Here is a 25,485-nt window from a genome sequence, read left to right as displayed (position 1 = left end):
TGCTACACCACTTTATTGCGCAGTAACAGCGACAAGAAATAGATGCCGCCAATAAAATTGATCACCACACTCAAGGTGGTGCCAAAATGGAAGATTTTTTCGATAATCCATTGTCCAGAGAGCAACGCACACACCGACATCGCCGAAGTCGCGATCAGTAATGTGGAATGTCGATAGGAGCGAAACCATTCGCGAGTCAGGTTAGTCACCAGCAAGCCAAAGAATAGAATCGGCCCAACTAGCGCGGTCGAAATCGAAATCAGTAGCGCGCTGATCAGCAGTACATTGCGCGTCACTTGCTGCACATCCACCCCCAAACTGATCGCATTATCTTGATCAAGCCAAAACACATCGAGTACCCGATGTTGACGATATAACAGCACACAGGCCAGCAGCAGTAATGGCGAAACCACATACACCAGTTGGGTATTCACATTATTAAAACTGGCAAACATATTGGCTTGGACGGCAGCGAAATCGTTGGGGTCCATCAGCATAATAAAAAATGAAGCCACATTGGAAAATAGCTGGCCTAAAATCACCCCCAGTAACAGCAGCACAATCAAATTGCGATGACCAGAACGGAAATAAAAGGTGAACAGCAAGGTTGAAAAACTCAACATTGCCGCTAGCGACAGCGAAAAATTCCAATACACATTGATTGCAATGCTACTCATGCCACCAAACAGCACTACCACCAGTACTTGAGTAAACATGTATAGCGCATCAAAACCCATAATACTCGGGGTTAGAATTCGGTTATGAGTAATGGTTTGAAACGCCAAAGATGACTGCGCAATCGCAATCCCGGCAAACACAATTGCCAACACTTTTGGCACTCGGCGCGACAAAAAATATTGGTAGTTATCGGCGGTAAGCCCAATACCGATAAATAATGCCGCAAACAGCAGCGAAATCGCGATCAGCAGCAGTAATTTGCTTCTATCCTGCATGGCGCTGTCCTCGCAAAATCAAAGCAATAAAGATTGAACCACCCAAGATACTGATGATCATCGAAATTGGCACTTCGTATGGGAAAATAATCACCCGCCCAACCAGATCACACACCAGCACAAACAGTGCGCCAAAAGTCGCGGTCAGTGGAATGTTTTTACGCAAATTATCGCCGTAATACAGGCTGACCAGATTGGGCACAATCAGCCCCAAGAAAGGTAATTGACCGACGATCATCACCACGGTTGCGGACATCATTGACACTAACGCCACCCCAATAATGATCACCTGCTGGTATTTGAGACCAAGGTTAGTCGCAAAATCTTTGCCCATCCCAACTGCCGAGATCCGCGCAGCATATAAATAGCTGAAAATTGCCACCGGAATGGCGATATAGAGTAGTTCAAAGTCGCCTTTGAGCAGATTGGCGAAATTGGCCACCGCCCAACCGGAAAGGTTTTGAACTGCATCGTATTTATAGGCAATGAAGGTGGCGAGCGAGTCGACCACATTACCAAAGATAATGCCAATTAAAGGTACAAAGATGACGTTTTTGAACTGAATACGCTGAATAAAAAACACAAACATCAGTGTACCCAACATCGAGATACCGAAAATCAACCACAGGTTTTGACCATGGCCAAACAGCACCAAACTCAGCACATAACCGAGCATGGCACACTCAACCGTGCCGGAAGTGGAAGGCGAAGCAAACCGATTTTGACTCACCTGCTGCATAATCAGACCAGCGATACTTAACCCTGCGCCAGACAGGACAATCGCCAACAATCTTGGCACTCGGCTCATCATCAGTAGCTGCCAAGCCGCCGGATCCCCTTGTAGCAGATCCACTACTGACAGTTGTCCAACACCAACTAGCAGTGAACAAGCACTCACTACCATTAAAACAAGCAATAACTTTTTCAAAGCTAACCTCAGCTTGAGAACTCAAGGAGGGTTTCCCCTCCTTGGTTTACTGCATACCAATCAATGTTTTCATATCTGCGACCATCTGTTCGGTGGCGGTCACGCCGGAGATGGCCACATACCAAGCATTCACATCAAGGTAAGCCAGATGTCCGTCTTGGTAGGCGGTGGTTGCTTTGACTAAATCATTTTCAAAAGCTCGGCGGATACCAACTTCACTTTTATTGACCAACTTGTCACGATCGACCATCAACAAGTGCTTAGGATTGTGCTGACGAATATACTCATAGGAGATCAGATCACCATGACCACTTTCTTTAATGACCGGCACGGTTTCGCGAAAACCGAAATCTTTGTACACCGAAGAAAAACGTGAGTTAGCACCAAATGTCGTTAAATTACCACCTGAGCTCATCACCAACATCGCATCATTATTGCGCTGTTGGTTATAATCCATGATCGCTTTAAACTGCGCATCCAGTTGAGCAATTTTAGATTCCACCAGTGACTCAATCGCAAATACTTTGCCAAGATTACGCCACTGCTGCTGGGTACTGACCCAGTAACCCGGCTCCGTTTCTGCTGCAAACACGATCGTTGGGGCGATTTTGGACAATTCTTGATAGTTTTTCGCCGCACGCGGACCAATCACAATCAAATCCGGTTTATGGGTATAAATTTTTTCAAAATCAGGTTCAAACTGAGATCCCGCACTAGGATATTGATTCGTCTCGTATTTTGCTAAATAGCTAGGGGTGCCATAAAACTTGGCCACCGCAACCGGTTCAATACCGAAGCTATCCAACGCATCCAGTGCTCCCACACCAATCACCACCACCCGTTGTGGCTTTTGCTCAACAGTGGTTTTACCCAAACGATGTTCAATCGTGACCGTTTCTGCTTGCACAGCAAACGCCGCCAATAAACCTAACACTGCCCAATGAAGACGAGATTTCATCCGTTGTTTCCGATGGTAATGGAGATAAGCAAGATAATAGCTCTGATACTTATTCTCATTAATGATGGCGGTATCATAATCAAAATCGACAACGCAATGCAACTGTATAAGCACATCGGCATGATAAGGGGCTGATTTGTGGTCGGCAGGAGAAAGATCATCAACCTGTTAGCAACAAAAAAACAGCCCCAACATAGGTTGAGGCTCAAGGTAAAAATAGTCGTTCAATCAGTAGCGGGAAAACTGACTTATAGCTCAAAGCCTCCAACCAATTTATCCAGTTGTGCAGAGAGCCGCTGCAAATTGGCACTGGCTCGACTCAACTCATCAGCAACCTGCGAAGTTTCAGAGGTTAGGTGATTGATGTCTTCCACATTACGGTTAATGTCTTCCACTACCGTCGATTGCTCTTCGGTCGCGGTCGCTACTTGGATATTCTGATCGTTAATTTGATCAATCTGACCATTAATTTCGGTCAGCGATTGATTGGCTTTCGCGGCAAACTCCACCACCACATCACTTTGTGAACGGCCTTTTTCCATTGCTTCTACTGCACGATTTGACTCACTTTGCAGGCGGTTGATCACTTGCTGAATCTCTTCGGTCGAGGCGGCAGAACGGCTAGCCAGTGTACGAACCTCATCCGCTACCACCGCAAAACCACGTCCTTGCTCACCGGCGCGGGCCGCTTCGATTGCCGCATTTAATGCCAGCAAATTGGTTTGCTCTGAAATACTGCGAATCGTATCTAAGGTTGAACTAATGCCGTTGATCTGAGTGGCTAACGAAGTGACCACTTGAGTTGCACTGTCTAACTCGCTGGAGAGGGTTTGAATGCGTTGTTGTACTTCACCGACCACCTGTTTACCTTCACCAGAATGCAAAGTGGCTTGTTTGGCAACATCTGCCGCCATTGCGGCATTAGAAGCGATTTCGGCCACCGTGGCCCCTAATTCATGAATCGCAGTTGCTACCTGCACGGTTCTGTCACGTTGTGCCGCACAGTTGGTTTGAGTCGTATGCGCGCGCTGCGAAACACTAGCAGCCATTGATGCTAACTCTTTCGAGTTGTCCGCTACCGCTTCAATCGAAGCGTGCACTTTATCAATAAAATTATTGAAACTTGCACCAATGTCACACAGCTCATCGTTACCCTCCAGTTCAATTCGGGTGCGCAGTGAAAGATTGGCCGCGGCTGAACTCATCTGATCTTTTAAATACGCCACACGGCTGCGCAAGTTGGTAATAATGATCAGTGAGGTGATAAAAGAGATGATCAGCCCCGCCGCAATCATGATCAATTGCCCGGTGCGCCCAGATTCAAAACTGACCACGCTAGCACGGTTTTGCTGCTCCGCTTGATCTAATAAAGTATCGAGGATCTGATTGGCTTGTTTACGCATATCACCATAAGTTTTCGCATACTGATCACGATAGATATTCTGCGCGGTGGTCATATCATTATTGGCCAAAGCTTGCAGCATTGGCTCTAACTCTTCACGCACCATCTGTTCAAAACGCGTTTGCAATTGGCGAGCTTGCTCTCTGAGCGCAGGGTTAACCTGTGAATCAACCGCTAATTGCATCGCTTGACGCATTTCCGGAATATCTTCCATGCGTGTTTCTTGCACGCGATTCAAAACCCCTTTGGCATCTTGCAATGCCGTTTGTTGTAACAGCATCATATCAATCCCCACCCGCATACGCGGGATCCGTGTGCTCGCCTCAGCCATCGCCCGCATTGGTGCGGCGGTGTTGGCATACAAACGGTTGGATTGGGCCTGCATCTCGGACATGGTATTGAGACTGGAAAAGGCCACACACAGCAGCGCCACCGCAGGAATGGCTACGGCGATCGCCAGCATCCATTTGAGAGAAAACTTATTGATCATCATGCTTGATACCTATTTTTAGAATAAAGTGCTATGTCGACGCGACAAAAACTGCATAAAACGTTGTCAGTGCACCCTATACTATCGCAACATAAGTTTACAGTAATGTGAAAACTCGCTTCAGTCATTCATTTTGGGATAGGTGATCTTTGGGGATGATTTTCGAGGTATAACTGCTACGATAGCGGTGCTAAAACCTCGCTTATCCGGAGCGTTCAATCGGCTGACTAAACCCAGTGTTAGATCAGCATCAGTTGTGGCAGCAATATAACCAAACAAAATAACCCGCTTCGCCAAACTTGGTTGTTTAACGCCAGCAGCAGTGGAGCGAGAAAAAACAGCAACACTAAGGCTGGCAATGGGCTATTGTGGCTGATAACGCTCAGCAGCAAGGTCACTAAACCAAGCCCAATCCATAAGCTAGGAGCCACTCTTAACTTAAACCCCAGCAAGCCAATCAACAGCAGTAATATCATCAGTGGTAACATAAACATAACCCCATCAACAATGAGACTAATTCTCATTTAAATCGATAATAGTCTGCTCTCGCTGCGGGTTCAAGCCATCTGAATTTTATTTTATTAATTAGAAAAAATAATCCATTGGATAGATATTTATCGTGGGCAAACTGGCAATAATCGATTGCTAGATAAGGCTCTCAGCAATACCATCTCGCACCAACAATCAGACCCTGTTCTATTTTTTCATTAGATGATTTTAATCAGATATGGTTTTTAGCTGGAGATAACGATGTCTGCCCCACTTTCCGTTGCAAAATTAACCTTTTTTATCGCGATTCTGACTGCAGTCGGTCAGGCAACCCAAACGATGTACGTGCCTTCTATCGGCTACATGGCACAAGAGTTTCTGGTTTCACCCGCCGCATTACAGGCGGTCATGGCTTGTTATCTTATCCCATACGGTTTATCGCAATTTGTCTACGGTACTCTGTCCGATCGGATTGGCCGTAAACCGATCATCATCGCGGGATTACTGATTTATATTTTGGGTTCACTGATGGCGCTTTTTGCCCATCAATACTCATGGTTTCTGATCGGCAGCTTTGTACAAGGCTTAGGGATTGGTTGTGGTGGCGCGATGTCACGCACCCTTTCGCGGGATTGTTTTGAGGGCGAACGCCTGCACAAAGTCAATAGTTTAATCAGCATGTGTTTGATTTTTTCACCGCTGGTCGCGCCAGTGTTAGGCGGCGTACTGACGGAAACCTTCGGTTGGCGTTCAAGCTACTTATTTTTATCGCTGTTTGCTATCGCGGTCGTGATCACTATGCTAACCCGCATGATAGAAACGCTACCTGCCCACGCTCGCCGGAAAGAACCTGTGTTGCGCAGCTATCAGCATGTGCTTGCTACCCGCCGCTTCCAAGGCTATTTGATCTGCTTAGTGGCAACCTTCGCCGGACTCGCAGTATTTGAAGCCGCGGCTGGGGTGTTATTGGGCGGAGTATTGGCGCTGCCTGCGACAACGGTAAGTTTACTGTTTGTACTGCCGATCCCAGGTTATTTAACCGGAGCTTGGCTGTCTAACCTTATCAGCCAGCACTGGCGTGAAAAAATGGCCATGCAGGTTGGTTTAAGTGCCATCCTGATTGGTTCATTAGTGATCATGCTGCCGGGCTTGTTTGACATCACCAACGCTTGGTCTTTGATCAGCGGGGCAACCATTTACTTTCTCGGTGCCGGTATTTTATTCCCAGCCGCCACCACGGGTGCGCTCTCCCCTTTCCCTTATCATGCTGGGACTGGCGGGGCGATTTTGGGAGGAATGCAGAATTTAGGGGCCGGTTTAGCGACTTTGCTCGCGGCCATGTACCCGGCGACAAATCAGCTACCACTCGGCATGATTATGTTGCTGATGTCGATCATCGCACTGTGGGGGCTAAAACGAGTTTATAGCAAACAACCACCAGCGGATGAGATGCCGCTTGCGGTGTAACCGCAAAACGTTAGCGCTATCAATCGGCTATGCCATACGAGATCCATTTCGTGGCGGAAAAGACAAAATTAAATCTTGTCGTCGACTAAAAAGGCAGTAATATACGCGCCATATCACGTTTTGAATCAACTTCTCAACGTGATACTTCCTTTAAGTAGAGGCGCGCTGTTCATGAGTCGCCAGTCGTAGGTTGACCCCGATGAGGACTGGTTAAAGGGTACAGCGCCGAAGCGTTCGTTGCGTCATCAACGTTCGCTGGGCCAGCATTGAACAAATGCCGGACTGCCATAGTTTGTTGTCTATGGAGCGCTACCTTGAAGGATAAGAAGTGTTATTTCGCTGAAATGTGTTTTTTATCCTGCTGGTAGATCTCCACCTGAAAAGGTGATGTGAGATCCATGAATTTAGCCCTTTATTCTGACTCGATTTATTCGGTCATTCCGCCGCTGCTCGCGGTGCTACTGGCGATCACCACGCGCCGAGTTTTACTCTCGCTAGGCGCAGGGATTATCGCTGGTGCCGTCATGCTCAACCATTTTTCCCCCCTGACGACTTTGCAATATCTGTTGGCTAAAATTAGCGGGTTATTGTGGTCAGAGGGTGCGCCCAACACTGAAAACATCAATATGCTGCTGTTTATGCTGCTGCTCGGTGGCTTGATCAGTTTAATGACCGCATCCGGCGCAACCCGCGCTTTCGCCTTATGGGCAGAGCGCAAATGTAAAGATCGCCGCAGTGCCAAAGCGCTGACTGGCTTGATGGTGTTTGCCTTTTTTATTGACGATTTCTTTCATAGCCTCTCAGTGGGGGCGATTTGCCGCCCGGTGACCGATCGTTTCCAAATCTCACGCGCTAAGCTAGCGTATCTGCTCGACTCGACTGCTGCACCGGTGTGTGTGATCACTCCGATTTCTTCTTGGGGGGCTTATATTATTGCCCTGATTGGCGGCATTTTAACCGCGCATGAGATGACAGAAATCAGTGCCATTTCTGCTTTTGTACAGATGATCCCGATGAATCTGTATGCAGTATTTACCCTGCTGATGGTGCTTGTGGTGATCTTCCTGCCGATGGATATTGGCCCGATGCGCCAACATGAAGCGTGGGCGCGTGAAGGCAAATTGTGGGATGAGCACAAAGGTCGTCCGGCCGGATTAGATATGGAAGGCGGCGACAGCGCACAAGGCACAATGCTGGATATGGTGTTACCCATCGCGGTACTGACCATCACTACCCTGTTCTTTATGCTCTATACCGGTAACCACGCATTAGTCGCAGCCGAGCAGCCCTTTTCCTTGATTGGAGCGTTAGAAAACACCGATGTGGCTCAGTCTTTGGTTTATGCTGCGTTGTGTAGCCTCGCGGTTTCGGTGGCTTTGTCATTGCGCTTAAAGCTTTCCGCACAAACTTGGCTGGCGACCGCCCCCAAAGGGGTGATGGCCATGATGCCCGCTATCATCATTTTGCTGTTTGCATGGACGATTGGTGGCGTGGTGCGCGATCTGCAAACTGGGGTCTATCTCGCTTCCTTGACTCAAGGCAATCTGCCGGTTGAACTGCTGCCTGCCTTAGTGTTTGTGCTGTCTTGTTTGATGGCCTTTGCCACTGGTACCAGTTGGGGCACTTTCGGAATTATGCTGCCGTTAGCCGGCGATATAGCGGCCGCATCGGATATTAGCCTAATGTTGCCAACTCTTTCTGCGGTACTGGCTGGCGCAGTGTTTGGCGATCATGCTTCACCAATTTCTAGCACCAGTATTCTTTCCGCCACGGGTGCAGGCAGCCATCATATCGACCATGTTGTCACTCAGTTGCCCTATGCGCTCAGCGCGGCTAGCGGAGCATTATTGGGTTATTTGGCGATGGGCTTACTGCACTCGGTGTGGGCCGGTTTAGCGGCGAGTAGCGTATGGTTTGTGCTGTTTTGTGGCTTTCATTTGCGCCAAACTCGCTGGCAGCAGCAAAAACAGCAACCGGTTAACGCCTAAGTTAATACCTAACTAACTGAGAGTAAATAACCCTCCCCTGTCACGCTGACCAGATACGACTGTGCTTGGTCAGCGTTTGGCAGATTCGAGATGTCACTCAGCCAAGTCCATATCAATCATACGGTTAATTGAGATACCACTGCTGATCGAGTAACAGTTGCGCCACACCTGGAGTTGTTAATGCATGGATCGGTTGTCCCGCTTGCAAAGCCTCACGCAGCATAGTGCTGCGTACCGTCAGTTTCTCTGGACAAGCCATCACCGTCCAGCGCTGCAAAATCTGCTCGGCTTGATAAAATTGAGCAAAATTAAGCAGATTGTCCGGCCCGATCACAAACGTCAACTCATCTTCTGGATACTGGGCTTGCAAGTGGGTGAGCACCGCATAAGTAGTGACGGTATTTTCTGGTGTGTATAAAATTTCTTCAACATCGCTTCGTTGCACTTTGCTTGAGCCAATATCCTCGATGAACTGATCAACCAGTTGATTACGCAGCTCATAATCCAACATGGTCTTCCCCCAAGCATGAGCAATGCTCGGCACCAATAAAATCAGATCGAAATGACCGAGTGCATCAATAATGCTTTTATGACCTAAGGTGGGCGGATTAAACGCGCTGCCAAACACCGCGATTTTTTTCATTGTGTCCCCTGCTTGCCAGTGAATTGCGTTATCATACACTGAAAATTTGACATTGCTTGCAGGAATGGAACCTATGGAACACAAGATCCGTCAACAAATGCGCGTATTGCCTTCAATTGATCCGTTGTTTGAAATCGAACGCCGCGTTGCTTTTATTAAACGTAAGCTGACCGAAGCTGGCTGCAAATCCTTGGTATTGGGTATTAGTGGTGGTGTTGACTCGACAACCTGTGGCCGGTTAGCTCAACTTGCTATTGAAGATCTCAATCAGCAACACAATACCTCTGAATACCAATTTATCGCGGTGCGTTTGCCTTACGGCGAGCAAAAAGATGAAGCGGAAGCCCAACTCGCCCTCTCTTTTATTCGCCCTAGCCATTCAGTCTCAGTGAATATCAAAGCCGGTGTCGATGGGCTACATGCCGCTTCACAACAAGCGTTGACCGATACGGGCTTAGTTCCTCATGATCCTGCCAAGATTGATTTCATCAAAGGCAACGTCAAAGCTCGCGCCCGCATGGTAGCCCAGTATGAAATCGCCGGCTATGCTGGCGGCCTTGTGTTAGGCACCGACCATTCTGCGGAAAATATTACCGGTTTTTACACCAAATTTGGCGATGGTGCGTGCGATCTCGCGCCACTGTTTGGTCTAAATAAGCGCCAAGTACGCCTAGTGGCAAAAACCCTCGGCGCTCCAGATCAACTGGTGTCGAAAATCCCAACCGCCGATCTGGAAGAATTAGCCCCACAAAAAGCCGACGAAGCAGCGCTTAATCTCACCTATGAGCAGATTGATGATTTTCTAGAAGGTAAACCGGTCGCGGCGGAAGTTAGCCAACGGTTAGTGGCGATTTATCATGCCACCCAACATAAGCGTCAGCCGATCCCAACCCTGTACGATTAATTAACGCTATCAAGCCCCACTGACCAAGCATAATACTTGGTCAGTGGAGATGGTGCCACTGAGCAATCCGCAACAAATTTCTTACACCTCACCAACAGAGGGTATTCTTTTTCAGCACAAGAGTGTGACCATACTCCGAATATCCACCATTCCATTTCATCGGGCTAAAATTCTGTGAACTCGGCTTCATAATTTTTGCAAATGAAATCCGACAATGCATACCAATTCAATTAAATATAGGGAACATTGAATGTTGTATCTGGAGTTTTTGTTTCTGCTGCTAATGCTGTATATCGGCTCACGATATGGCGGGATTGGGCTTGGCGTGGTGTCAGGGATTGGTCTGGTTATCGAAGTGTTCGTCTTTAAGATGCCACCGACCTCGCCACCGATCACAGTAATGCTGATCATTTTAGCCGTGGTAACCTGTGCCTCGATCCTCGAAGCCGCTGGCGGCCTAAAATATATGCTGCAAGTCGCGGAACGTATGCTGCGCAGAAATCCCAAGCGCGTGACCTTGATTGCACCATTTGTTACTTACGGTATGACCTTTATGCTCGGCACCGGCCATGCCGTTTATTCGATTATGCCAATCATTGGTGATGTGGCGCTGAAAAATGGCATTCGTCCCGAACGTCCAATGGCTGCGGCTTCAGTGGCTTCGCAAATCGCGATCACCGCTTCACCCATTTCGGCCGCGGTGGTGTATTACTTGGCAGAATTGGTCAACATTAATCACAGCCTCACCTTGTTATCGATTCTGATGGTGACTATTCCTGCCACCTTGTTTGGTACTTTGTTGATGGCGCTCTACAGCCTAAGACGCGGTAAAGAGCTGGAAGATGATCCAGAATACCAAGCTCGGCTGCAAGATCCGGTCTGGCGTGAAAAAATCCTCAATACCACAGCCACCTCTCTAGATGAAACCTTGCCGAACTCGGCTCGCAACTCGGTATTGCTGTTTATCTCCTCAATCTTGGTGATCGTGGTAATTGCGATGTGGCCTGAGATCCGTACCATTCAAGCGGGCAGTAAACCGATTGGCATGGATATGGTGATCCAGATGATCATGCTGTGCTTTGGCGGTATCATTCTGCTCGCCACCAAAACCGACCCACGTGCGGTCCCAAATGGAGTGGTATTTAAATCTGGCATGGTGGCGGCAATTGCCATTTTTGGTATCGCTTGGATGTCGGATACTTACTTCCAATACGCGATGCCGCAATTTAAATCTGGCATCGTTGAAATGGTCACCAGCTACCCTTGGACGTTCGCCTTAGCGCTGTTTATTGTGTCGGTAGTGGTTAACTCCCAAGCGGCAGTAGCGCGGATGATGCTGCCAGTGGGCTTAGGGCTGGGCTTAGAACCGGCACTGCTGATTGGCTTAATGCCCGCACTGTATGGTTACTTCTTTATCCCTAACTACCCATCGGATATTGCCACCGTCAACTTCGATAACACCGGTACCACCAAAATCGGTAAGTGGTATTTCAACCACTCGTTTATGGTCGTTGGCCTGATTGCGGTGATCTCGGCTTGTTGCGCCGGCTTAGTACTGAGTAAGATGATTATTGGCTAACCAGCTAACAATACTCTCGCTTAATGCTCAAGAGCCACCTTCAGTGGCTCTTTTTCTCTCCAGCTGATTGCTGTATCTGTGCCCTATCCGCTCTTGGTTTGCTCAACTGACCGGAGAATCAGAGCGAAAACGTAACGTGACACTGTGCCCGTGCTCAGTGGTCGTGTTTTGGTAATACCAAGCATACTGCTTAACTAATCGTTCAGTCAGCTCTAATCCCAAGCCAAATCCAAGCTCCTTGGCTTGTTCATGACGTGGATGATTGTGATTATCGATGGTGAGCTGACAGCCGACTTGCTTAATCACCACATTGCCACCATAAGTATGTTGAAAAGCGTTACGGATCAAATTACTGATCACTATTCGACATAAACCGACAGGCAATTCCAGTGTACTGGCATCGGTCAACACCACCACGTTTACTGACTTATCGTGCAACAAATAAACCAGATCTTGTTTAATTTGGCTAACCAGTTCACCGAGCGCCACCGTGGTGGTGGGCAAAGGTTGTTCCTGCTGCCGATTGAGCCACAGCAACGTTTCGGTCAAATCGGTCATGGTAAAAGCCGCCCGCTCAATTCTCTGCAATACCGCGATTTGTTTATCTTTATCGCTCTCTTTGGCAACTAATTTACTCAGTAACTCGGCATTGGTGCGCATTACCGCGATCGGAGTTCTCAATTCATGTCCGGTATAGCCGAGAAAGCGCTTTTCGCGATCTAGGCTGTCTTGTACGGTGCGAAAACTGGTTTGAATAATTGCCGCTAAGGTATTGAGCTCACTGTAATGAAAATGTGGTAATGGCTCACTGAGCTTTTGATTATTCAGCGATTTTGCCCAATCTTTAAGATTTTCAACTGGCGTTGATACACTGCGTAAGATCATCACCAACGCCGCAGAAAATAACAATAAACCCCCTAGCGCGGTTAAAATGATGTAGTAAAAATGCGGTACTTCATCGTCCTCAAACGCTAAATGTGTACTGGGTGGCGGGAGCACAATCGCAGCATACAGTTGCTTACCGTTATCGACAATTTTCATTACAAACAAGCCCGCTTTCGGTGGCTCAAACAGCGGTATACCGTCAATATGCTTTGCCAGTTGATTGGGCGCTAAATCAGATTCGCTAAAGTGAGTTTGGATCGGCATGGGTAGCATTTGCCAATCGGTGACGAAGATCATGTCATCTTGAATAACTGGATAATCTTCCGCGGCTAGCGTGCGCGCTTGTACGCGCATCGAACGCGCAATCGCCATATCCATACCAGAGAAAAAATAACTGACCGCAATTCCCGACATAAACAAAATGGTCATCGCCCCGACCAATAGCATGATCGCTAGAAAATAGATCCGTAAACTGCGCCTAAGTTGCATTAATTAACCTCACGTCTAAACACAAAACCACGCCCCACAAGGGTATGGATTAACTTATCCGCACGTGTACCATCCACCGCTTTTCTTAGGTTATGCATGTGTACCTTTAAACTGTTACTGTCTGGTGGATCTTCTCCCCACACACTGTGCATCAATTGGTCGCGCGTCAACAGAGCTGGGCTAGCACGCATCAAGCTGACCAGCAATTTAAAACCGATTGGCGTGAGGTTAAGCGTGCAGCCATCGCGAGTCGCGGTTTGGGTTTGCATATCCAGCACCACACCTTCAATCATCAACTTTGTCACTCGACCGCTTCTGCGACTCGATAATACCTGCGCTCGCATAATCAGCTCTTGCATGGCAAACGGTTTAACCAAGTAATCATCCGCTCCGTGCGCAAAACCAGCCAATTTATCCTCCAAGGTATCGCGAGCGGTGAGCATTAAAATCGGCACATCCATGCCCTGCGCACGCAACTTAGCACAAACCTCAAGGCCACTCAGCTTAGGTAAATTCAGATCCAAAATAACCGTATCGTAATGATTTTGTTTAATTAATTGATATCCAGACACCCCATTAGAAGCATGATCGCATTGAATATCTTCCAGTTCGAGATAATCAATCACCGCTTTGGCTAGGTCCAAATCATCCTCAATCAGCAATAATTGCAGGTTTTCAATACTCATTTTTCAATACTCATGTGTCTCTCCGCCCTGCAGAACATCTGGGCCTTAGTTGATTAAGTTGGTTGATCTGGTGAACCACTCGATTGATGGGACGCGGATGGGTTCTTGGCGAATTGACACTTGGCGTACTGTGCCAAACGAGCGATCAAGCAGCGGATATCATGGTCAATCATCAACAGGGATGGGGTTAGGATCAAGGTAATTAAGGTCGCAAACAAAATACCGTAACCCAGTGCCGCGGCGGCTGGGATCAAAAACTGCGCTTGCATTGATGTTTCCCCCAATAACGGAGCTAAACCAGCAAATGTCGTGATTGAGGTGAGCAATACCGCGCGCAATCGGCTACTACAAGCCAGCTTGATGGCGGCTGCCGGAGGCATCTTTTGCGCACGCACCAATTCATTGTAACGAGACACCAGCAATAAGCTGTCATTAACCACAACCCCACTCAGCGCCAGTATGCCATTGAGTGATAAAATACTGATGGTTAAGTCATTCCACCAGTGGCCAAGGATCGCCCCCACAATACCAAACGGGATCGCGACCATAATAATCATCGGTTGTACGTAGGATTTAAGTGGCACCGCCAACAACACAAAAATCACCACTAACGCCAGTACAAAGGTAGTTTGCATTGAACTGGTTGATTCTTGCTGCTGCTCTGCCTCACCGGTGAAATCAATCTTCAGGGCTGGGTAACTGGCGGTTAATTGTGGCACCAGTGAAGCTTTCAGTTGGTTAACCAGTTCATTTGAAGAGATCACCGACTTATCCACCACAGCGGTTAAATAGACCGCTCGTTGATTATCGATACGGGTGATTTCTGCTGGTTGATATTCGCGATAAACCTTAGCCACGGCTACTAAAGGCACCACGCTACCGGTTGGGGTGCGCACACTCGCCCGCTGAATATCAGCTAAGGTTTGCCGATCGGTTGCAGGGTAACGAACCCGCACTTTCACCTCATCCTTGCCACGTTGGAATCGCTGGACAATATCACCACCAAAATTTTGCAGCACTTGCTGAGCAAGAGTGGCCGAATCCATACCCAGTGCCCGCCCTTGCTCGGTCAGCTCAAATCGGTACTGCGGCTCACCTAAATCTAGGTTGTCATCAATCCCGCTCACCCCCTCAATAGTTTGGAGCGCCAGCTTAAACTGATGACCCGCCGCCGTGAGTTGGGCTACGTCATCGGCTTTTAATTCAACCTTAAAGTTATCCACCATCTCTTGGGATGACATGACTTTTAACTTTTTAACCCCTTCCATGCCTTGCGACATCGCCAACCAAGCGGCAGCAAAATCATTGGTACTGAATGGCGCATCGGTCGCCAGTTCGATCTTGACCGTGCCGAGTTTATCCTCCTCGGCGATCACTTGAATGCTGGTGATATAAGAAGCCGCGCGACTCGCGGTTTGAACGCGGAACTGCCGCTCAACTTCAAGCGCATCACTTTCCAACTGCAACAAGTTGGCGTGGGTCTGACCAAAACTCACATCATTATATAAGCTGATTTCGGCGCTGACCGTATCACCCGCAATATCGGGAAAGAAAGCCACCCGCACCACACCAGTCATAGGCATCCCGATCACCAACAAGAAAATCGCCACAAAGCCCACAATCACCGCATAACGCAACTCGATGGCAAACTGGATCACTGGCTGATAAATGTTTTGATTAAACCACTCTAAGCCATGCTCGGTGGCACGTTGCATACGACTCCAGATGCCCTTGCTCTCACTGCGTTGGGTATTAATGTGCGCCAAATGAGCCGGCAGGATAAACTTAGATTCGACCAATGACAGTAGCAAGCAAATCACCACTACGGTGGCAAACTGGGCGTAAATTTGCCCCATTTTGCCCTCGACCGCAGCTATAGAAAGAAATGCCACCACTGTGGTTAACACCCCAAAAATCGTTGGTGCTGCGACTCTGAGCGTACCTTTAATGGTGCTGTTGAGCGTGTCGCCTTCTGCACGCCGGGTGGTGTAAATACTCTCACCCACCACCACCGCATCATCCACCACAATCCCTAGCGCCATAATGAAACCAAATGTGGTCATTTCGTTAATGGTTAAGCCCATCCACGAATCGGTCATAAAAAATAGCGTACCGCAAAACACAAACGGCAGCGATGCGGCAACCCAAAACGCAACACGAATATTTAAAAACAGCGCCAACACGATAAAGACCAACCCAATCCCCGTCAGGGCATTTTTCGCCAGCAACGATAAACGCTCTTTGATCATTTGGCTCTTGTCATACCATGTCGCCATTGCGACATTATCAGGCAGCCGATCACTGGTTTGCCACTCGGCTACCACTCGCTTGGCTTGCTCAACAATATCCACCACATCGCTGTTTTCATCCATTACGATTTGAATGCTCATTGCATTATGTTGGTTATAACGCGAGACAACATAGCTATCTTCTGCAAACGCATCTTCGACACGAGCAATCTCACCTAAGGTTAATTGGCTACCATTGGATGCCGTTACCACCGGGATCGCTTTAAAAGCGTCCACCGAATAAGCTTGCTCGGAAGCTTTCAAGCGCACGGTTTTATCAGGACTACGCAAGCTGGTGGCAATCGCACTGTTCGACTCCGCATTAATCCGCTCGGCGATATCGTTCAGCGTCAAACTATAGGCTTGCAGTGTTCGCTCATCGACTTCCACCGACAGCAGCGGATCAAGGTAAGCTTTAATTTCCAGATCACGGATCGCGCTTTGGCTCAGTAGATCCGATTTGAGTTGTTGAGCCAAGGTTTGCAACGTGCTGCGATCGGCATCACCATACAGTTGTACCCAAATCGCATGATCTTGCAAACGCGCCTTATCAATCACCGGTTTTTCGGCTTCGCTTGGTAAGTTGTTGATCGCATCAACTTTATTTTTTACTTCGGTCAGTAGTTTATCAAGGTCATAGTTGGTCTGTTTTTCAATCGACACTTGACTACCCGAAGCATCAGAGGTGGAGGTAATACGCTTAATACCCGGCACCGTTTCTAATGCCTCTTCAATTTTAATCGCCAAGCCCTCTTCCGATTGCAACGGATCACCGCTGTCATAGGTCACCGAAACGGTCACTTCATCCGGCTCTAGGCTCGGAAAGGCTTCTTGGCGTAAAGCGCTAAACGATAACAAACCGACAATGATGGTGCTGAACATCAATAAATTGGCGGCTACCGGATTGTGCGCAAACCACGCAATGATGCCACGAGGCGTTGAATGACTCATATTAACGCGCCTCACTCGGTTGCACAGACATGCCGACTTGGAAATGACTCAACGGACGAATAACCACTTGCACTTGGCTGGAAGCCTGGGTTTGCGGCGGCACAACGTAGATTTTATCTTGCTGAGCAAAGCGTAGCGTGGCGGCGAATTTTTGTAAGGTGCCTTGCGCATCGAGCGTCCAAATGTCCCCCTGCTGCGACAAGGCTGAAGCCGGTAACTCCCAAAGAGGATCCATTTTTTCGCTGGTGATGATCGCCTGCACAAAAGTACCGGGAAACAAGGGCATCGCCTGCTCTAACGGACGTTCAACCACCGCGATCAATGAACGCTGACGAGTGTTTGCTGAGCTGTGCTGAGTTTGACGCTCGACCCTTGCCTGCCACTGATGTTCGGTCGTGCTATCACGCAAGGTGATCAGCCACGGTTCGTCAGCGCCGATCGGGGGTAAATTTTTCCAGTGCTGATCAGCCAGTGGGATCTCAATTTCCAACTGATCGATGCTGTACAGCGTAGCAATACTGCTATCGACATTCAGATAGCTACCAAGTTGTATTTCACGACTCACCACTAACGCATCAAACGGCGCACGGATCACCGTATTGGCAAGATTTTTTTGCGCGGTGAGCAAAGATTGCTGGGCGTAAGCATAGGCGGCTTGGGCACTCTCCAGTTGTGGCTGGCGCAATACTAATGGCGAATCAGGCTCCCCAGTGAGTCCCGAATGTTGCCATTCTGATTTGGCTTGTTCACCTTGCCGCTGCTCTTCCAGCAGCGCTAAATGGGTGGATGTGACATCCGCCATCGCTTGAGATAAAGCTTGTTGATAACTTGAGTCATCCAGCTTTGCGATCACAGTACCTTGTTTGATCACTCGACCGGTGGCGAAATTTTCCGCCAAATAATGCACTCGACCGCTGACTTCACTGCTGAAAGTTAAATCATAACGCGGCTTAGCTTCACCATAACCGATGATTTCGGCTTGATAACTGCCCGGCGAGGTGGTTTGGACCGCGACCTGCGCTAATTTAGCGGCAGGCTCTAATGGCTCGGCGAGCTGTGGCTCAGTGATCGGCGTCATTTGCCGTCCATTCCATGCCAACACAGCCAGCATCGCCCCGATCGCAACCAAAGTGATGACGAATTTCACCGTGTGTTTTTTCATGACGCAACTCCCAGACCCAAAGCCAGGCCTAAATCAATTCGGTTTAATAAGCGTTGGTAAGTGGTATTGGCCAGTTGCGCGGCAATATCGTAGGTTTGCCGCTGCACAGTGAGCAGATCAAAAATATCAATCAAACCAGCACGGTATTGCTGCTCATAACTCTGTTCACTGCGCTCAGCACTGGCCAAAGCCGCACTTAAATGCTGTTGCTGACGCGCTAAGGCGTTTTCTTGTCCGACTGCGTTTTCCACTTCATTGACCGCATTCAATAATGCCTCTTGATAAGCCCAATACGCTTGCTCGGCAGTGAGCTCGGCCATTTCCGCCTGTGCTTTCAATTTTCCACCTTGAAACAGGGGGGCGGAAATTTGCCCCAATAAACTCCATAGTGGGCTAGTAAACAACGCTTGACTTGGCGTAGAGCCAAAATCCGCCACACTGGCGGATAAACTAAAAGAAGGCAGCATAGCTTTATAAGCCGCATCGCTACGGTAGGATTCTGCTTCCAGATTAAAAAAAGCTTGCTGTAAGTCTGGCCGCCCAGCCATATTTTGCGGCGCTAAACGCTGGATTGGATTGATCACGGCGGGAAAGGAGAGCGGCACTTGCGGCTGGCTCAATGTCGAGTTCCACTGACCGGTTAATAGCCATAAATTGCGCTGGCTTTTGGCTAAATTTTCGCGATATTCAGCCACAGTGGCATGTGTGGTGGCGGTGCTGGTTTTTGCATTGTCTAAGGCTTGCAAATTCTCCAAACCAACGCGGTATCGGCCCAATATCAAGCTTTCGTTATTTTCGAATATCGCTAAGCGGCGCTGTTCAATCTCCAACAACTGTTGGTGAAGGCTAATCTCCAACCAATTGCGCATAATATTGGCGGCTAACAGATCTCTGGTGGCCTGCAGGCTAGCTTGGGAAGCCGCGATATCTTTCGCGGCCGCGGCACTGCTGGCGGCTAATTTTCGCCATAAATCAAGCTCCCAACTGATGCTGATCTCGCTCGTGTAACTCGCCTGACTGGCTTGCTGCTCTTGAGCCGTAAAGCTGGCTTCAATCTGTGGCCGTTGCTCACTCACGCTAACCCCTTGCTGTGCATAGGCTATCTGTAAGGCCAGCATGCTTTGCTGCAAGCTTGGGTTATGCCGTAAAGCATGTTGCAGATATTGATCAAGCTCAGGAATATCGACTAAATCGGTCAAGTATGTTGGTGCATCATTTGGGATTGATGACGCCGCCGACGGTTCTGCCATCAACTTCGCCAGCAATTGTGCCATCGTGTGATCGCTTATCTGCGTCGCTTGAGTGGTAAAGTCGGCCTCACGAGAGGCACAACCCAGCACCCCGACTAACATCATCGCCATCACTGAATATCGCAATATCATCTTATTGTCTCCTACCCATCTAACCGCAGTTTAAGCGGCCGCTGGTTAAGAGTGGGTTAAGAGCCCGCAGAGATGGATAGTCTAGACCGTTGAAATACGAAGCGGCCAAATAGCGGTTCGGGTTATTGGATTCACAACAAAAAAACCCGTGCCAACCAAGGTCACGGGTTTAATTGAATGATCACTGAATGACTTAAGCGCTCAATTTTTCCAGAACGCGCATCAGTAGACGAATGCGAGGTTCGATAGAAGCTAACACCAGATATTCTTTGTCGCTATGGAAGCAAGCACCGATCGGGCCTAAGCCATCTAAGGTCGGGATGCCCAAAATCGCCGTATTGTTGGCATCTGATCCACCGCCAACCGCATGCCAATTCAGATCAATCGCCAACTCTTGCGCGGCATTTTCCACCAACTGGATCAGATCTTCAGTGTGCGAATTAGCAACCATTGCTGGCTTATAACCTTCACGCTCAATCGCTACCGTTACGCCATCCACAAACGGAGTTTGTGCCATTGCGCTGAGTTGAGTATCAATCGCATCATAATCAGCATTATCCCAGAATCGAACATCAATATGCGCTTGAGCATAGTCAGGCACAATATTGACCCCAACCCCGCCAGAAACAACGCCCACATTTAAAGTGGTACCGGATTCAAAATTATTCATCGCGTTAATCGCCATGATCCAGTTAGCCATTTCGGTGATCGCACTACGACCTTTTTCTGGATCATTGCCCGCGTGGGCAGCAATGCCATTAAAACTGATTTGGTAACCAATTCGGCCTTTACGCGCCTTGACTAAACCGCCATCAGCGCGCGCCGCTTCAGCAACCAACACGGTTTTGGCGGATTTAGCCACTGATTGGATCCAGTCTACCGAATCAGCAGATCCAGTTTCTTCATCTGGGTTCATACAGACGCAAATCGAAAGTTTATTGAGTACCTCAGGGTCAAGGTAGCGCAACGCATAAACGATGTTGAGCAAGCCGGATTTCATATCCGACACACCTGGACCATAAGCATTTTCACCATCTTGTGACATTGGGCGCGCCTGCGCAGTACCGACTGGGAATACGGTATCCATATGGCCGATCATCAACACATCGATCTGCTCTGCGTTAGGTTGGTTGCGAATTTCCAGCCCAACACCCGCCTTACCACAATCGATACGTTTTACCTGCCAACCATGCATTGCCTGAAATTTTTGCTCAAATTGGCTAGCGATAAACTCGATCCCTTCTAGGGTGTATGTGCCGCAATCGACATTAATCAACGGTTCCAATTCTGCAAGATATTGCTGTAGAGAAAAATGCATGTGTACTCCTAAACCAACACGTTCATAACCAGTCTGGCGCTCAAAGCGCTCAATGCTGAGATAGCGATTATCAGCGCAATCTGACAACCTTCCGAGGTGATATCGCCCAACCAGCGACTTACCATCAGCGCCGATCCTGAGTGCAGACTGCCGAGAAAGGAATGATCGAAGTCAAGTCCCGCGCCAAGCGATCAAATACTCACCGATTGAAATAATCTTTTATGATAACCATCACAATTGGCAGCTTATTTTAATTAATTGGATAAATCAGCAGATCCATTCATAACCCAGCACAGGTATGCAACTTGATAATCACCTTGCAGTCATGGCCTCAATCTCGCTATTTCTCATCATTGGTTAAATTTGCTCTTTCCTGTTGGCATTCATAAGAGCCCATTTCAAACTCTCGACAAATCCAAGGACGATGTTGGTAAATGGTACACATAAATGTTTCTCGATCTAACGCTGAGCACCAGCCATCTGCCAAACGTAACATGGTTTCTCCGCCCCATTTATCAAAGGCAATATGCCGCTCTGGCACTCCGGTATCGGTAATGATCATCACCTCAAGACGGCAACAGCAAGCCTGACAGTTTGAACAAGAAATTTCTGTAGTCGGTAGATTGGTGATTGGAATGGTCATAGTGTTCTTCAATCAAGGTAATGGCTGCATAGTACTCCAATTTAAACCTATTTACCGAAATTCGTGATCGACACTATCCAACAGCGATGGAGGATACTAGAAGTTCACTGAGGAGCTCGCGTATAGATCGCCTCTTTAAGCCAGTTTCCCGCTTGGCCTAATGGACGAGCACGGTGCCATTGCAGTTCCAATCCCAATCTGGGGCTGGCGATAAAATCTGGGGTTAATACCACCACCTCACCCCGCGCCAATGGCTGATGCAGCAGAAATTCAGGAATGGCGGCCCAACCGAGCCCAAGCTTGACCAGCTCCAATACGCCGAGATCGCCTTCAATCCACCACACTTGCGCCGACAGACGAAAGCGGTGACGCTCACTGCCTACTCGCCGTCCCGTGGCCATCAGTTGACGCGTTCCCTGTAAATCACGCTCCTGCAATGGTCTCTGCTGCGCCAGTGGATGACTAGGCGCAACCACCAGCGGCATGGCGACATCTCCCAAGGAACGGGTGGCGATCTCCCGCTGGGGATGCGCTTTTTGATAACTGATCCCCAATTGGGCACGCCCGCTGACCAACAACTCGGTAAGATCCTCCATCAATGGAAACAGTAGCTCCAACTCAACGGTCGGATAATGAATCGCGAACTGCTCCAGCACACTTCCAAGCCAAGGTAAGTGAGAGTCATCGTCGATAGCCAGTGTGAGACGTGACTCAACCCCTGCCGCTAACTCGCCAGCCACCGCTTGCAAATGCTCACTTTGCGCGAGGAGGATCTCCGCCTCCTGCACCATCCGTGCGCCCGCGTCCGTCAGTTGGGGATAACGGCCAGAACGATCAAATAAAGTCAGTGCCAGATCGATCTCTAGATTGGCAATCGCCGTACTGACCACCGATTGTGCCTTGCCCAGTTTGCGAGCGGCCGCAGAAAAGGAGCCCGTCTCAGCGGCAGCCAGTAAGATCCGGAGCGTTTCCAGTGAAGGGTTCATTTTATGCTTCCCCTAGTGTTACCGATTTAAAACTCAATCCATCTATTTTAACGATAGATACCAACGTGATTCTATCGCCAAATGACAATAGATTAGCCGCGATTTATCACTAAACCTGCTTAAGAGAACTATTTATGCGCACACGTAACGATCGCCTGCGCCATGCGATTGGTTTTGAATTGATTGGCCTGCTAATTGCCGCCCCGCTAGCAAGCTTAGCCACGGGGATCGAACTCAGTCACATGGGACCGCTGGCGGTGCTGTTTTCAATATTGGCAACAGTCTGGAACTATGTTTACAACATCGGTTTTGACCAGTTGCTGCTCAAATATCAGGGCCACTCGCACAAGAGTTTGTTCCAACGAGTCGTGCATGCCTGCGGTTTCGAGGGTGGATTTATGGCACTTACGCTACCGGTCATTGCCTGGTGGCTCGATCTCGCGCTACTGGCGGCGCTTAGCCTAAACATTGGTTTCGTTACTTTCTATCTGGTCTATGCTTTCGTTTATAACTGGGGTTACGACAAGCTGTTCCCGATCCCTAACACCGTGCTGCAAGGTGGGCCACAAATGGCACAATAAATTGAGCCAAGTGAAGTGGTGTTTTGCAAGGTACTGCTTTATCAATTGCTAGAGTTCCGTATAATCGCGCCCAAATCTCCCCATACCTATCAGTGAGTGGCAAATGTCCAAACTATTTTTCAAAGGCCGAATCGATGCGAGACAAAACCATGTCATCTCTGGCTACAACGTGAATCGTGATGTCAAAGCTGGTTCAGAGGAAGCACCGATCCAGATCATCGTCGCCAGCGAAGCGCGTAAAGTTGAGATTGCCGCATTATTGGCCGAGCACGCTATCGTGGCCAATATTACTATCGACGCGACTCAGCCAGAAAATACGCTTGAGCTTGATACACTATTAAGTAAACCAAAAACCATTACCTTTGATAAAACACCAAACCGTAATGATCCATGCCTTTGCGGCAGCGGAAAAAAATACAAAAAGTGCTGCGCTTAAGCGCGAAAGCACTACCGGAAAACCGTCGCCTGACGGTTTTTTTTGTTAAATAAACCGCCAACAGTGCAGTGCCACCTTACTTGCCAACAGAAGCCCTTTCTGAACACAAATTCAGCTTTATCAATCGTTTTAATCAATGATCTTAGTTCTATGGCAAGTGGTTGGTTGAATTGAGTAATCAACAATCCGAACGCAATTGCAGAAGGCGCGCCCCCCGCAGCTCAAACTGGAACAACGAGCCGTGGTTTCAATCCACGCGCCTGTGGGAGGCGCGACCGTGATAGACCATTGAAACATGTTGCCAACAAATAGTTTCAATCCACGCGCCTGTGGGAGGCGCGACAGCATATGGTCTGATCCTGCTCTCGGCCCTTCCATGTTTCAATCCACGCGCCTGTGGGAGGCGCGACGGTTTAATGTTTGATGTTGGTGTTGGTCAAAATGGTTTCAATCCACGCGCCTGTGGGAGGCGCGACTCACTTTCTGAACGAATATTTAAATGAGTATATGTTTCAATCCACGCGCCTGTGGGAGGCGCGACTGCAACTGATCATCGGCTGGTTATCACGCCACGGTTTCAATCCACGCGCCTGTGGGAGGCGCGACCTTAATTGAGGGCTTTTTGTTATGAGTAAAACGAGTTTCAATCCACGCGCCTGTGGGAGGCGCGATCACATGCCTTTTTGTTTCCAATGATTCATTAATTGTTTCAATCCACGCGCCTGTGGGAGGCGCGACTACCAAAAAACAGGTGGCAGCATTATGAATACGCGGTTTCAATCCACGCGCCTGTGGGAGGCGCGACATAGTACTAATTTCTTGGATATACGATACTTCATGTTTCAATCCACGCGCCTGTGGGAGGCGCGACGATAATGGCGCGAGCCTTACGGCGGCCGATACGTGTTTCAATCCACGCGCCTGTGGGAGGCGCGACGAGCGCGAACTATTTAAGCGAGTGGATAACAAATGTTTCAATCCACGCGCCTGTGGGAGGCGCGACCAATAAATGTTAGTTTTAACCTCTTCAGGATTAAGTTTCAATCCACGCGCCTGTGGGAGGCGCGACGTCTTTGGTCGAAAGATGCGAGATTGTGAGTATGTTTCAATCCACGCGCCTGTGGGAGGCGCGACAAAGTTGTAGATTGCACAGAGTGGAAATTGTTAGTTTCAATCCACGCGCCTGTGGGAGGCGCGACGCCACTGATACGATACCGTCAAACATTAGAAAAGTTTCAATCCACGCGCCTGTGGGAGGCGCGACCATCGATGGATACCGACGTTGCAACAATGCGTGATGTTTCAATCCACGCGCCTGTGGGAGGCGCGACAAAGCTGTATGAAGATATTTGCGCGGTAATTTTGTTTCAATCCACGCGCCTGTGGGAGGCGCGACTTTTGTTAATAATGGGTACTCAAGAGGAGATACAAGTTTCAATCCACGCGCCTGTGGGAGGCGCGACCTGATCCCGTCAGGTAATGAGGATAGTTACTATGTTTCAATCCACGCGCCTGTGGGAGGCGCGACTGGGTAACAGCTTGGGTGTTAGTGTTGCAGACCATGTTTCAATCCACGCGCCTGTGGGAGGCGCGACGTCTGTAAATTCAGTGAGTGGTTGCTGAATGCCAGTTTCAATCCACGCGCCTGTGGGAGGCGCGACCCACAAGGGTCGTGATTTGGAAACACGTAACAAGTTTCAATCCACGCGCCTGTGGGAGGCGCGACGTGATGATCTTGGGCAGCGGATACAACATTCGAACGTTTCAATCCACGCGCCTGTGGGAGGCGCGACTGTAGTGGTACGGTGAATTTGGTCACTTAATTAGAGGTGATATTATCATCTCATAAGTTAATAGGTGACATTATGACAAAACGT

General features: G+C 48.7%; 20 protein-coding genes, 1 CRISPR repeat array and 1 riboswitch. Of the genes, 6 read left to right on the top strand and 14 right to left on the bottom strand.

What is annotated here, in order from left to right; genetic code table 11:
- Positions 1–2 precede the first annotated feature (2 nt).
- From vctG to PUN32_RS11635, 5 genes are all read right to left on the bottom strand, one after another.
- Positions 3–953, bottom strand: a complete 951-nt coding sequence (vctG, locus tag PUN32_RS11655) for an iron chelate uptake ABC transporter permease subunit VctG (protein WP_274723383.1) — start codon at positions 951–953, stop codon at positions 3–5.
- A complete protein-coding gene (gene vctD, locus PUN32_RS11650; protein ID WP_274723382.1) occupies positions 943–1,881 on the bottom strand; it encodes an iron chelate uptake ABC transporter permease subunit VctD in 939 nt (312 codons plus the stop codon). Before vctD ends, vctG begins: the two co-directional genes overlap by 11 nt.
- Positions 1,882–1,927: 46 nt before the next feature.
- A complete protein-coding gene (locus PUN32_RS11645; RefSeq protein WP_274723381.1) occupies positions 1,928–2,839 on the bottom strand; it encodes a siderophore ABC transporter substrate-binding protein in 912 nt (303 codons plus the stop codon).
- Between the two features lie 248 nt (positions 2,840–3,087).
- On the bottom strand, positions 3,088–4,734 hold the full coding sequence (locus PUN32_RS11640; RefSeq protein ID WP_274723380.1) for a methyl-accepting chemotaxis protein: 1,647 nt from the start codon (positions 4,732–4,734) through the stop codon (positions 3,088–3,090).
- A 236-nt stretch (positions 4,735–4,970) separates the two neighbouring features.
- A complete protein-coding gene (locus PUN32_RS11635) occupies positions 4,971–5,219 on the bottom strand; it encodes a hypothetical protein (RefSeq protein WP_319946311.1) in 249 nt (82 codons plus the stop codon).
- 262 nt (positions 5,220–5,481) lie between these two features.
- Here PUN32_RS11635 and emrD point away from each other — a divergent pair, with 262 nt between their 5' ends.
- Both emrD and PUN32_RS11625 read left to right on the top strand, forming a co-directional pair.
- On the top strand, positions 5,482–6,687 hold the full coding sequence (gene emrD, locus PUN32_RS11630; RefSeq protein ID WP_274723378.1) for a multidrug efflux MFS transporter EmrD: 1,206 nt from the start codon (positions 5,482–5,484) through the stop codon (positions 6,685–6,687).
- Between the two features lie 147 nt (positions 6,688–6,834).
- Positions 6,835–7,007: riboswitch (Lysine riboswitch) on the top strand.
- Between the two features lie 78 nt (positions 7,008–7,085).
- Positions 7,086–8,675, top strand: coding sequence for a Na+/H+ antiporter NhaC family protein (locus tag PUN32_RS11625; protein WP_274723377.1), 1,590 nt, complete (start codon positions 7,086–7,088; stop codon positions 8,673–8,675).
- A 124-nt stretch (positions 8,676–8,799) separates the two neighbouring features.
- On the opposite strand, the gene PUN32_RS11620 is transcribed toward PUN32_RS11625, so the two are convergent.
- Positions 8,800–9,318 carry a nicotinate-nicotinamide nucleotide adenylyltransferase gene (locus PUN32_RS11620; protein ID WP_274723376.1) on the bottom strand — a complete coding sequence of 173 codons (519 nt, stop codon included), beginning with the start codon at positions 9,316–9,318 and terminating at the stop codon, positions 8,800–8,802.
- Positions 9,319–9,391: 73 nt separating this feature from the next.
- On the opposite strand from PUN32_RS11620, the gene nadE reads away from it, so the two are divergent.
- Positions 9,392–10,222: an ammonia-dependent NAD(+) synthetase gene (gene nadE / locus PUN32_RS11615; RefSeq protein ID WP_274723375.1), complete on the top strand. Its 831-nt coding sequence runs from the start codon at positions 9,392–9,394 to the stop codon at positions 10,220–10,222.
- 250 nt (positions 10,223–10,472) lie between these two features.
- Positions 10,473–11,801 (top strand): anaerobic C4-dicarboxylate transporter, encoded by a 1,329-nt coding sequence (locus PUN32_RS11610; protein ID WP_166015103.1) that lies wholly within the window; start codon positions 10,473–10,475, stop codon positions 11,799–11,801.
- 102 nt (positions 11,802–11,903) lie between these two features.
- Here the strand turns inward: PUN32_RS11610 and PUN32_RS11605 are convergent, their stop codons facing one another.
- From PUN32_RS11605 to PUN32_RS11570, 8 genes are all read right to left on the bottom strand, one after another.
- Entirely contained in the window at positions 11,904–13,175 is a 1,272-nt protein-coding gene (locus PUN32_RS11605) for a sensor histidine kinase (protein ID WP_274723374.1), read from the bottom strand.
- Positions 13,175–13,861 (bottom strand): response regulator transcription factor, encoded by a 687-nt coding sequence (locus PUN32_RS11600; protein WP_274723373.1) that lies wholly within the window; start codon positions 13,859–13,861, stop codon positions 13,175–13,177. Before PUN32_RS11600 ends, PUN32_RS11605 begins: the two co-directional genes overlap by 1 nt.
- A 53-nt stretch (positions 13,862–13,914) precedes the next feature.
- Positions 13,915–17,100 carry an efflux RND transporter permease subunit gene (locus PUN32_RS11595; RefSeq protein ID WP_274723372.1) on the bottom strand — a complete coding sequence of 1,062 codons (3,186 nt, stop codon included), beginning with the start codon at positions 17,098–17,100 and terminating at the stop codon, positions 13,915–13,917.
- A 1-nt stretch (position 17,101) separates the two neighbouring features.
- Positions 17,102–18,262 carry an efflux RND transporter periplasmic adaptor subunit gene (locus PUN32_RS11590; protein ID WP_274723371.1) on the bottom strand — a complete coding sequence of 387 codons (1,161 nt, stop codon included), beginning with the start codon at positions 18,260–18,262 and terminating at the stop codon, positions 17,102–17,104.
- Entirely contained in the window at positions 18,259–19,644 is a 1,386-nt protein-coding gene (locus tag PUN32_RS11585) for a TolC family protein (RefSeq protein WP_274723370.1), read from the bottom strand. The genes PUN32_RS11590 and PUN32_RS11585 overlap by 4 nt, the downstream gene beginning before the upstream one ends.
- Positions 19,645–19,837: 193 nt before the next feature.
- Positions 19,838–20,962, bottom strand: coding sequence for a M20 family metallopeptidase (locus PUN32_RS11580; protein ID WP_274723369.1), 1,125 nt, complete (start codon positions 20,960–20,962; stop codon positions 19,838–19,840).
- 340 nt (positions 20,963–21,302) lie between these two features.
- The gene (locus PUN32_RS11575) at positions 21,303–21,605 is read right to left on the bottom strand and encodes a YkgJ family cysteine cluster protein (protein ID WP_274723368.1); all 303 of its coding nucleotides are present in this window, start codon (positions 21,603–21,605) and stop codon (positions 21,303–21,305) included.
- A 104-nt stretch (positions 21,606–21,709) separates the two neighbouring features.
- Positions 21,710–22,591 carry a LysR family transcriptional regulator gene (locus PUN32_RS11570; protein ID WP_274723367.1) on the bottom strand — a complete coding sequence of 294 codons (882 nt, stop codon included), beginning with the start codon at positions 22,589–22,591 and terminating at the stop codon, positions 21,710–21,712.
- 134 nt (positions 22,592–22,725) lie between these two features.
- Between PUN32_RS11570 and PUN32_RS11565 the strand changes: the two genes are divergently transcribed.
- On the top strand, positions 22,726–23,172 hold the full coding sequence (locus PUN32_RS11565; protein WP_274723366.1) for a PACE efflux transporter: 447 nt from the start codon (positions 22,726–22,728) through the stop codon (positions 23,170–23,172).
- A 103-nt stretch (positions 23,173–23,275) separates the two neighbouring features.
- On the top strand, positions 23,276–23,608 hold the full coding sequence (locus tag PUN32_RS11560; RefSeq protein ID WP_274723365.1) for a PBPRA1643 family SWIM/SEC-C metal-binding motif protein: 333 nt from the start codon (positions 23,276–23,278) through the stop codon (positions 23,606–23,608).
- 244 nt (positions 23,609–23,852) lie between these two features.
- Positions 23,853–25,401: a CRISPR direct-repeat array (repeat unit 32 nt; unit sequence GTTTCAATCCACGCGCCTGTGGGAGGCGCGAC).
- Between the last annotated feature and the right edge of the window lie 84 nt (positions 25,402–25,485).

The organism is Vibrio chanodichtyis, assembly GCF_028863985.1.
GTDB lineage: Bacteria > Pseudomonadota > Gammaproteobacteria > Enterobacterales > Vibrionaceae > Vibrio > Vibrio chanodichtyis.
This window is presented reverse-complemented; position numbering and strand designations above follow the sequence as displayed.

What these genes read in the sequence shown, in the direction of transcription:
- vctG (WP_274723383.1), bottom strand. Translation starts at nt 953, where the DNA reads ATGCAGGATAGAAGCAAATTACTGCTGCTGATCGCGATTTCGCTGCTG.
- PUN32_RS11645 (WP_274723381.1), bottom strand. Translation starts at nt 2,839, where the DNA reads ATGAAATCTCGTCTTCATTGGGCAGTGTTAGGTTTATTGGCGGCGTTT.
- PUN32_RS11640 (WP_274723380.1), bottom strand. Translation starts at nt 4,734, where the DNA reads ATGATGATCAATAAGTTTTCTCTCAAATGGATGCTGGCGATCGCCGTA.
- PUN32_RS11635 (WP_319946311.1), bottom strand. Translation starts at nt 5,219, where the DNA reads ATGTTACCACTGATGATATTACTGCTGTTGATTGGCTTGCTGGGGTTT.
- emrD (WP_274723378.1), top strand. Translation starts at nt 5,482, where the DNA reads ATGTCTGCCCCACTTTCCGTTGCAAAATTAACCTTTTTTATCGCGATT.
- PUN32_RS11625 (WP_274723377.1), top strand. Translation starts at nt 7,086, where the DNA reads ATGAATTTAGCCCTTTATTCTGACTCGATTTATTCGGTCATTCCGCCG.
- PUN32_RS11620 (WP_274723376.1), bottom strand. Translation starts at nt 9,318, where the DNA reads ATGAAAAAAATCGCGGTGTTTGGCAGCGCGTTTAATCCGCCCACCTTA.
- nadE (WP_274723375.1), top strand. Translation starts at nt 9,392, where the DNA reads ATGGAACACAAGATCCGTCAACAAATGCGCGTATTGCCTTCAATTGAT.
- PUN32_RS11610 (WP_166015103.1), top strand. Translation starts at nt 10,473, where the DNA reads ATGTTGTATCTGGAGTTTTTGTTTCTGCTGCTAATGCTGTATATCGGC.
- PUN32_RS11605 (WP_274723374.1), bottom strand. Translation starts at nt 13,175, where the DNA reads ATGCAACTTAGGCGCAGTTTACGGATCTATTTTCTAGCGATCATGCTA.
- PUN32_RS11600 (WP_274723373.1), bottom strand. Translation starts at nt 13,861, where the DNA reads ATGAGTATTGAAAACCTGCAATTATTGCTGATTGAGGATGATTTGGAC.
- PUN32_RS11595 (WP_274723372.1), bottom strand. Translation starts at nt 17,100, where the DNA reads ATGAGTCATTCAACGCCTCGTGGCATCATTGCGTGGTTTGCGCACAAT.
- PUN32_RS11590 (WP_274723371.1), bottom strand. Translation starts at nt 18,262, where the DNA reads ATGAAAAAACACACGGTGAAATTCGTCATCACTTTGGTTGCGATCGGG.
- PUN32_RS11585 (WP_274723370.1), bottom strand. Translation starts at nt 19,644, where the DNA reads ATGATATTGCGATATTCAGTGATGGCGATGATGTTAGTCGGGGTGCTG.
- PUN32_RS11580 (WP_274723369.1), bottom strand. Translation starts at nt 20,962, where the DNA reads ATGCATTTTTCTCTACAGCAATATCTTGCAGAATTGGAACCGTTGATT.
- PUN32_RS11575 (WP_274723368.1), bottom strand. Translation starts at nt 21,605, where the DNA reads ATGACCATTCCAATCACCAATCTACCGACTACAGAAATTTCTTGTTCA.
- PUN32_RS11570 (WP_274723367.1), bottom strand. Translation starts at nt 22,591, where the DNA reads ATGAACCCTTCACTGGAAACGCTCCGGATCTTACTGGCTGCCGCTGAG.
- PUN32_RS11565 (WP_274723366.1), top strand. Translation starts at nt 22,726, where the DNA reads ATGCGCACACGTAACGATCGCCTGCGCCATGCGATTGGTTTTGAATTG.
- PUN32_RS11560 (WP_274723365.1), top strand. Translation starts at nt 23,276, where the DNA reads ATGTCCAAACTATTTTTCAAAGGCCGAATCGATGCGAGACAAAACCAT.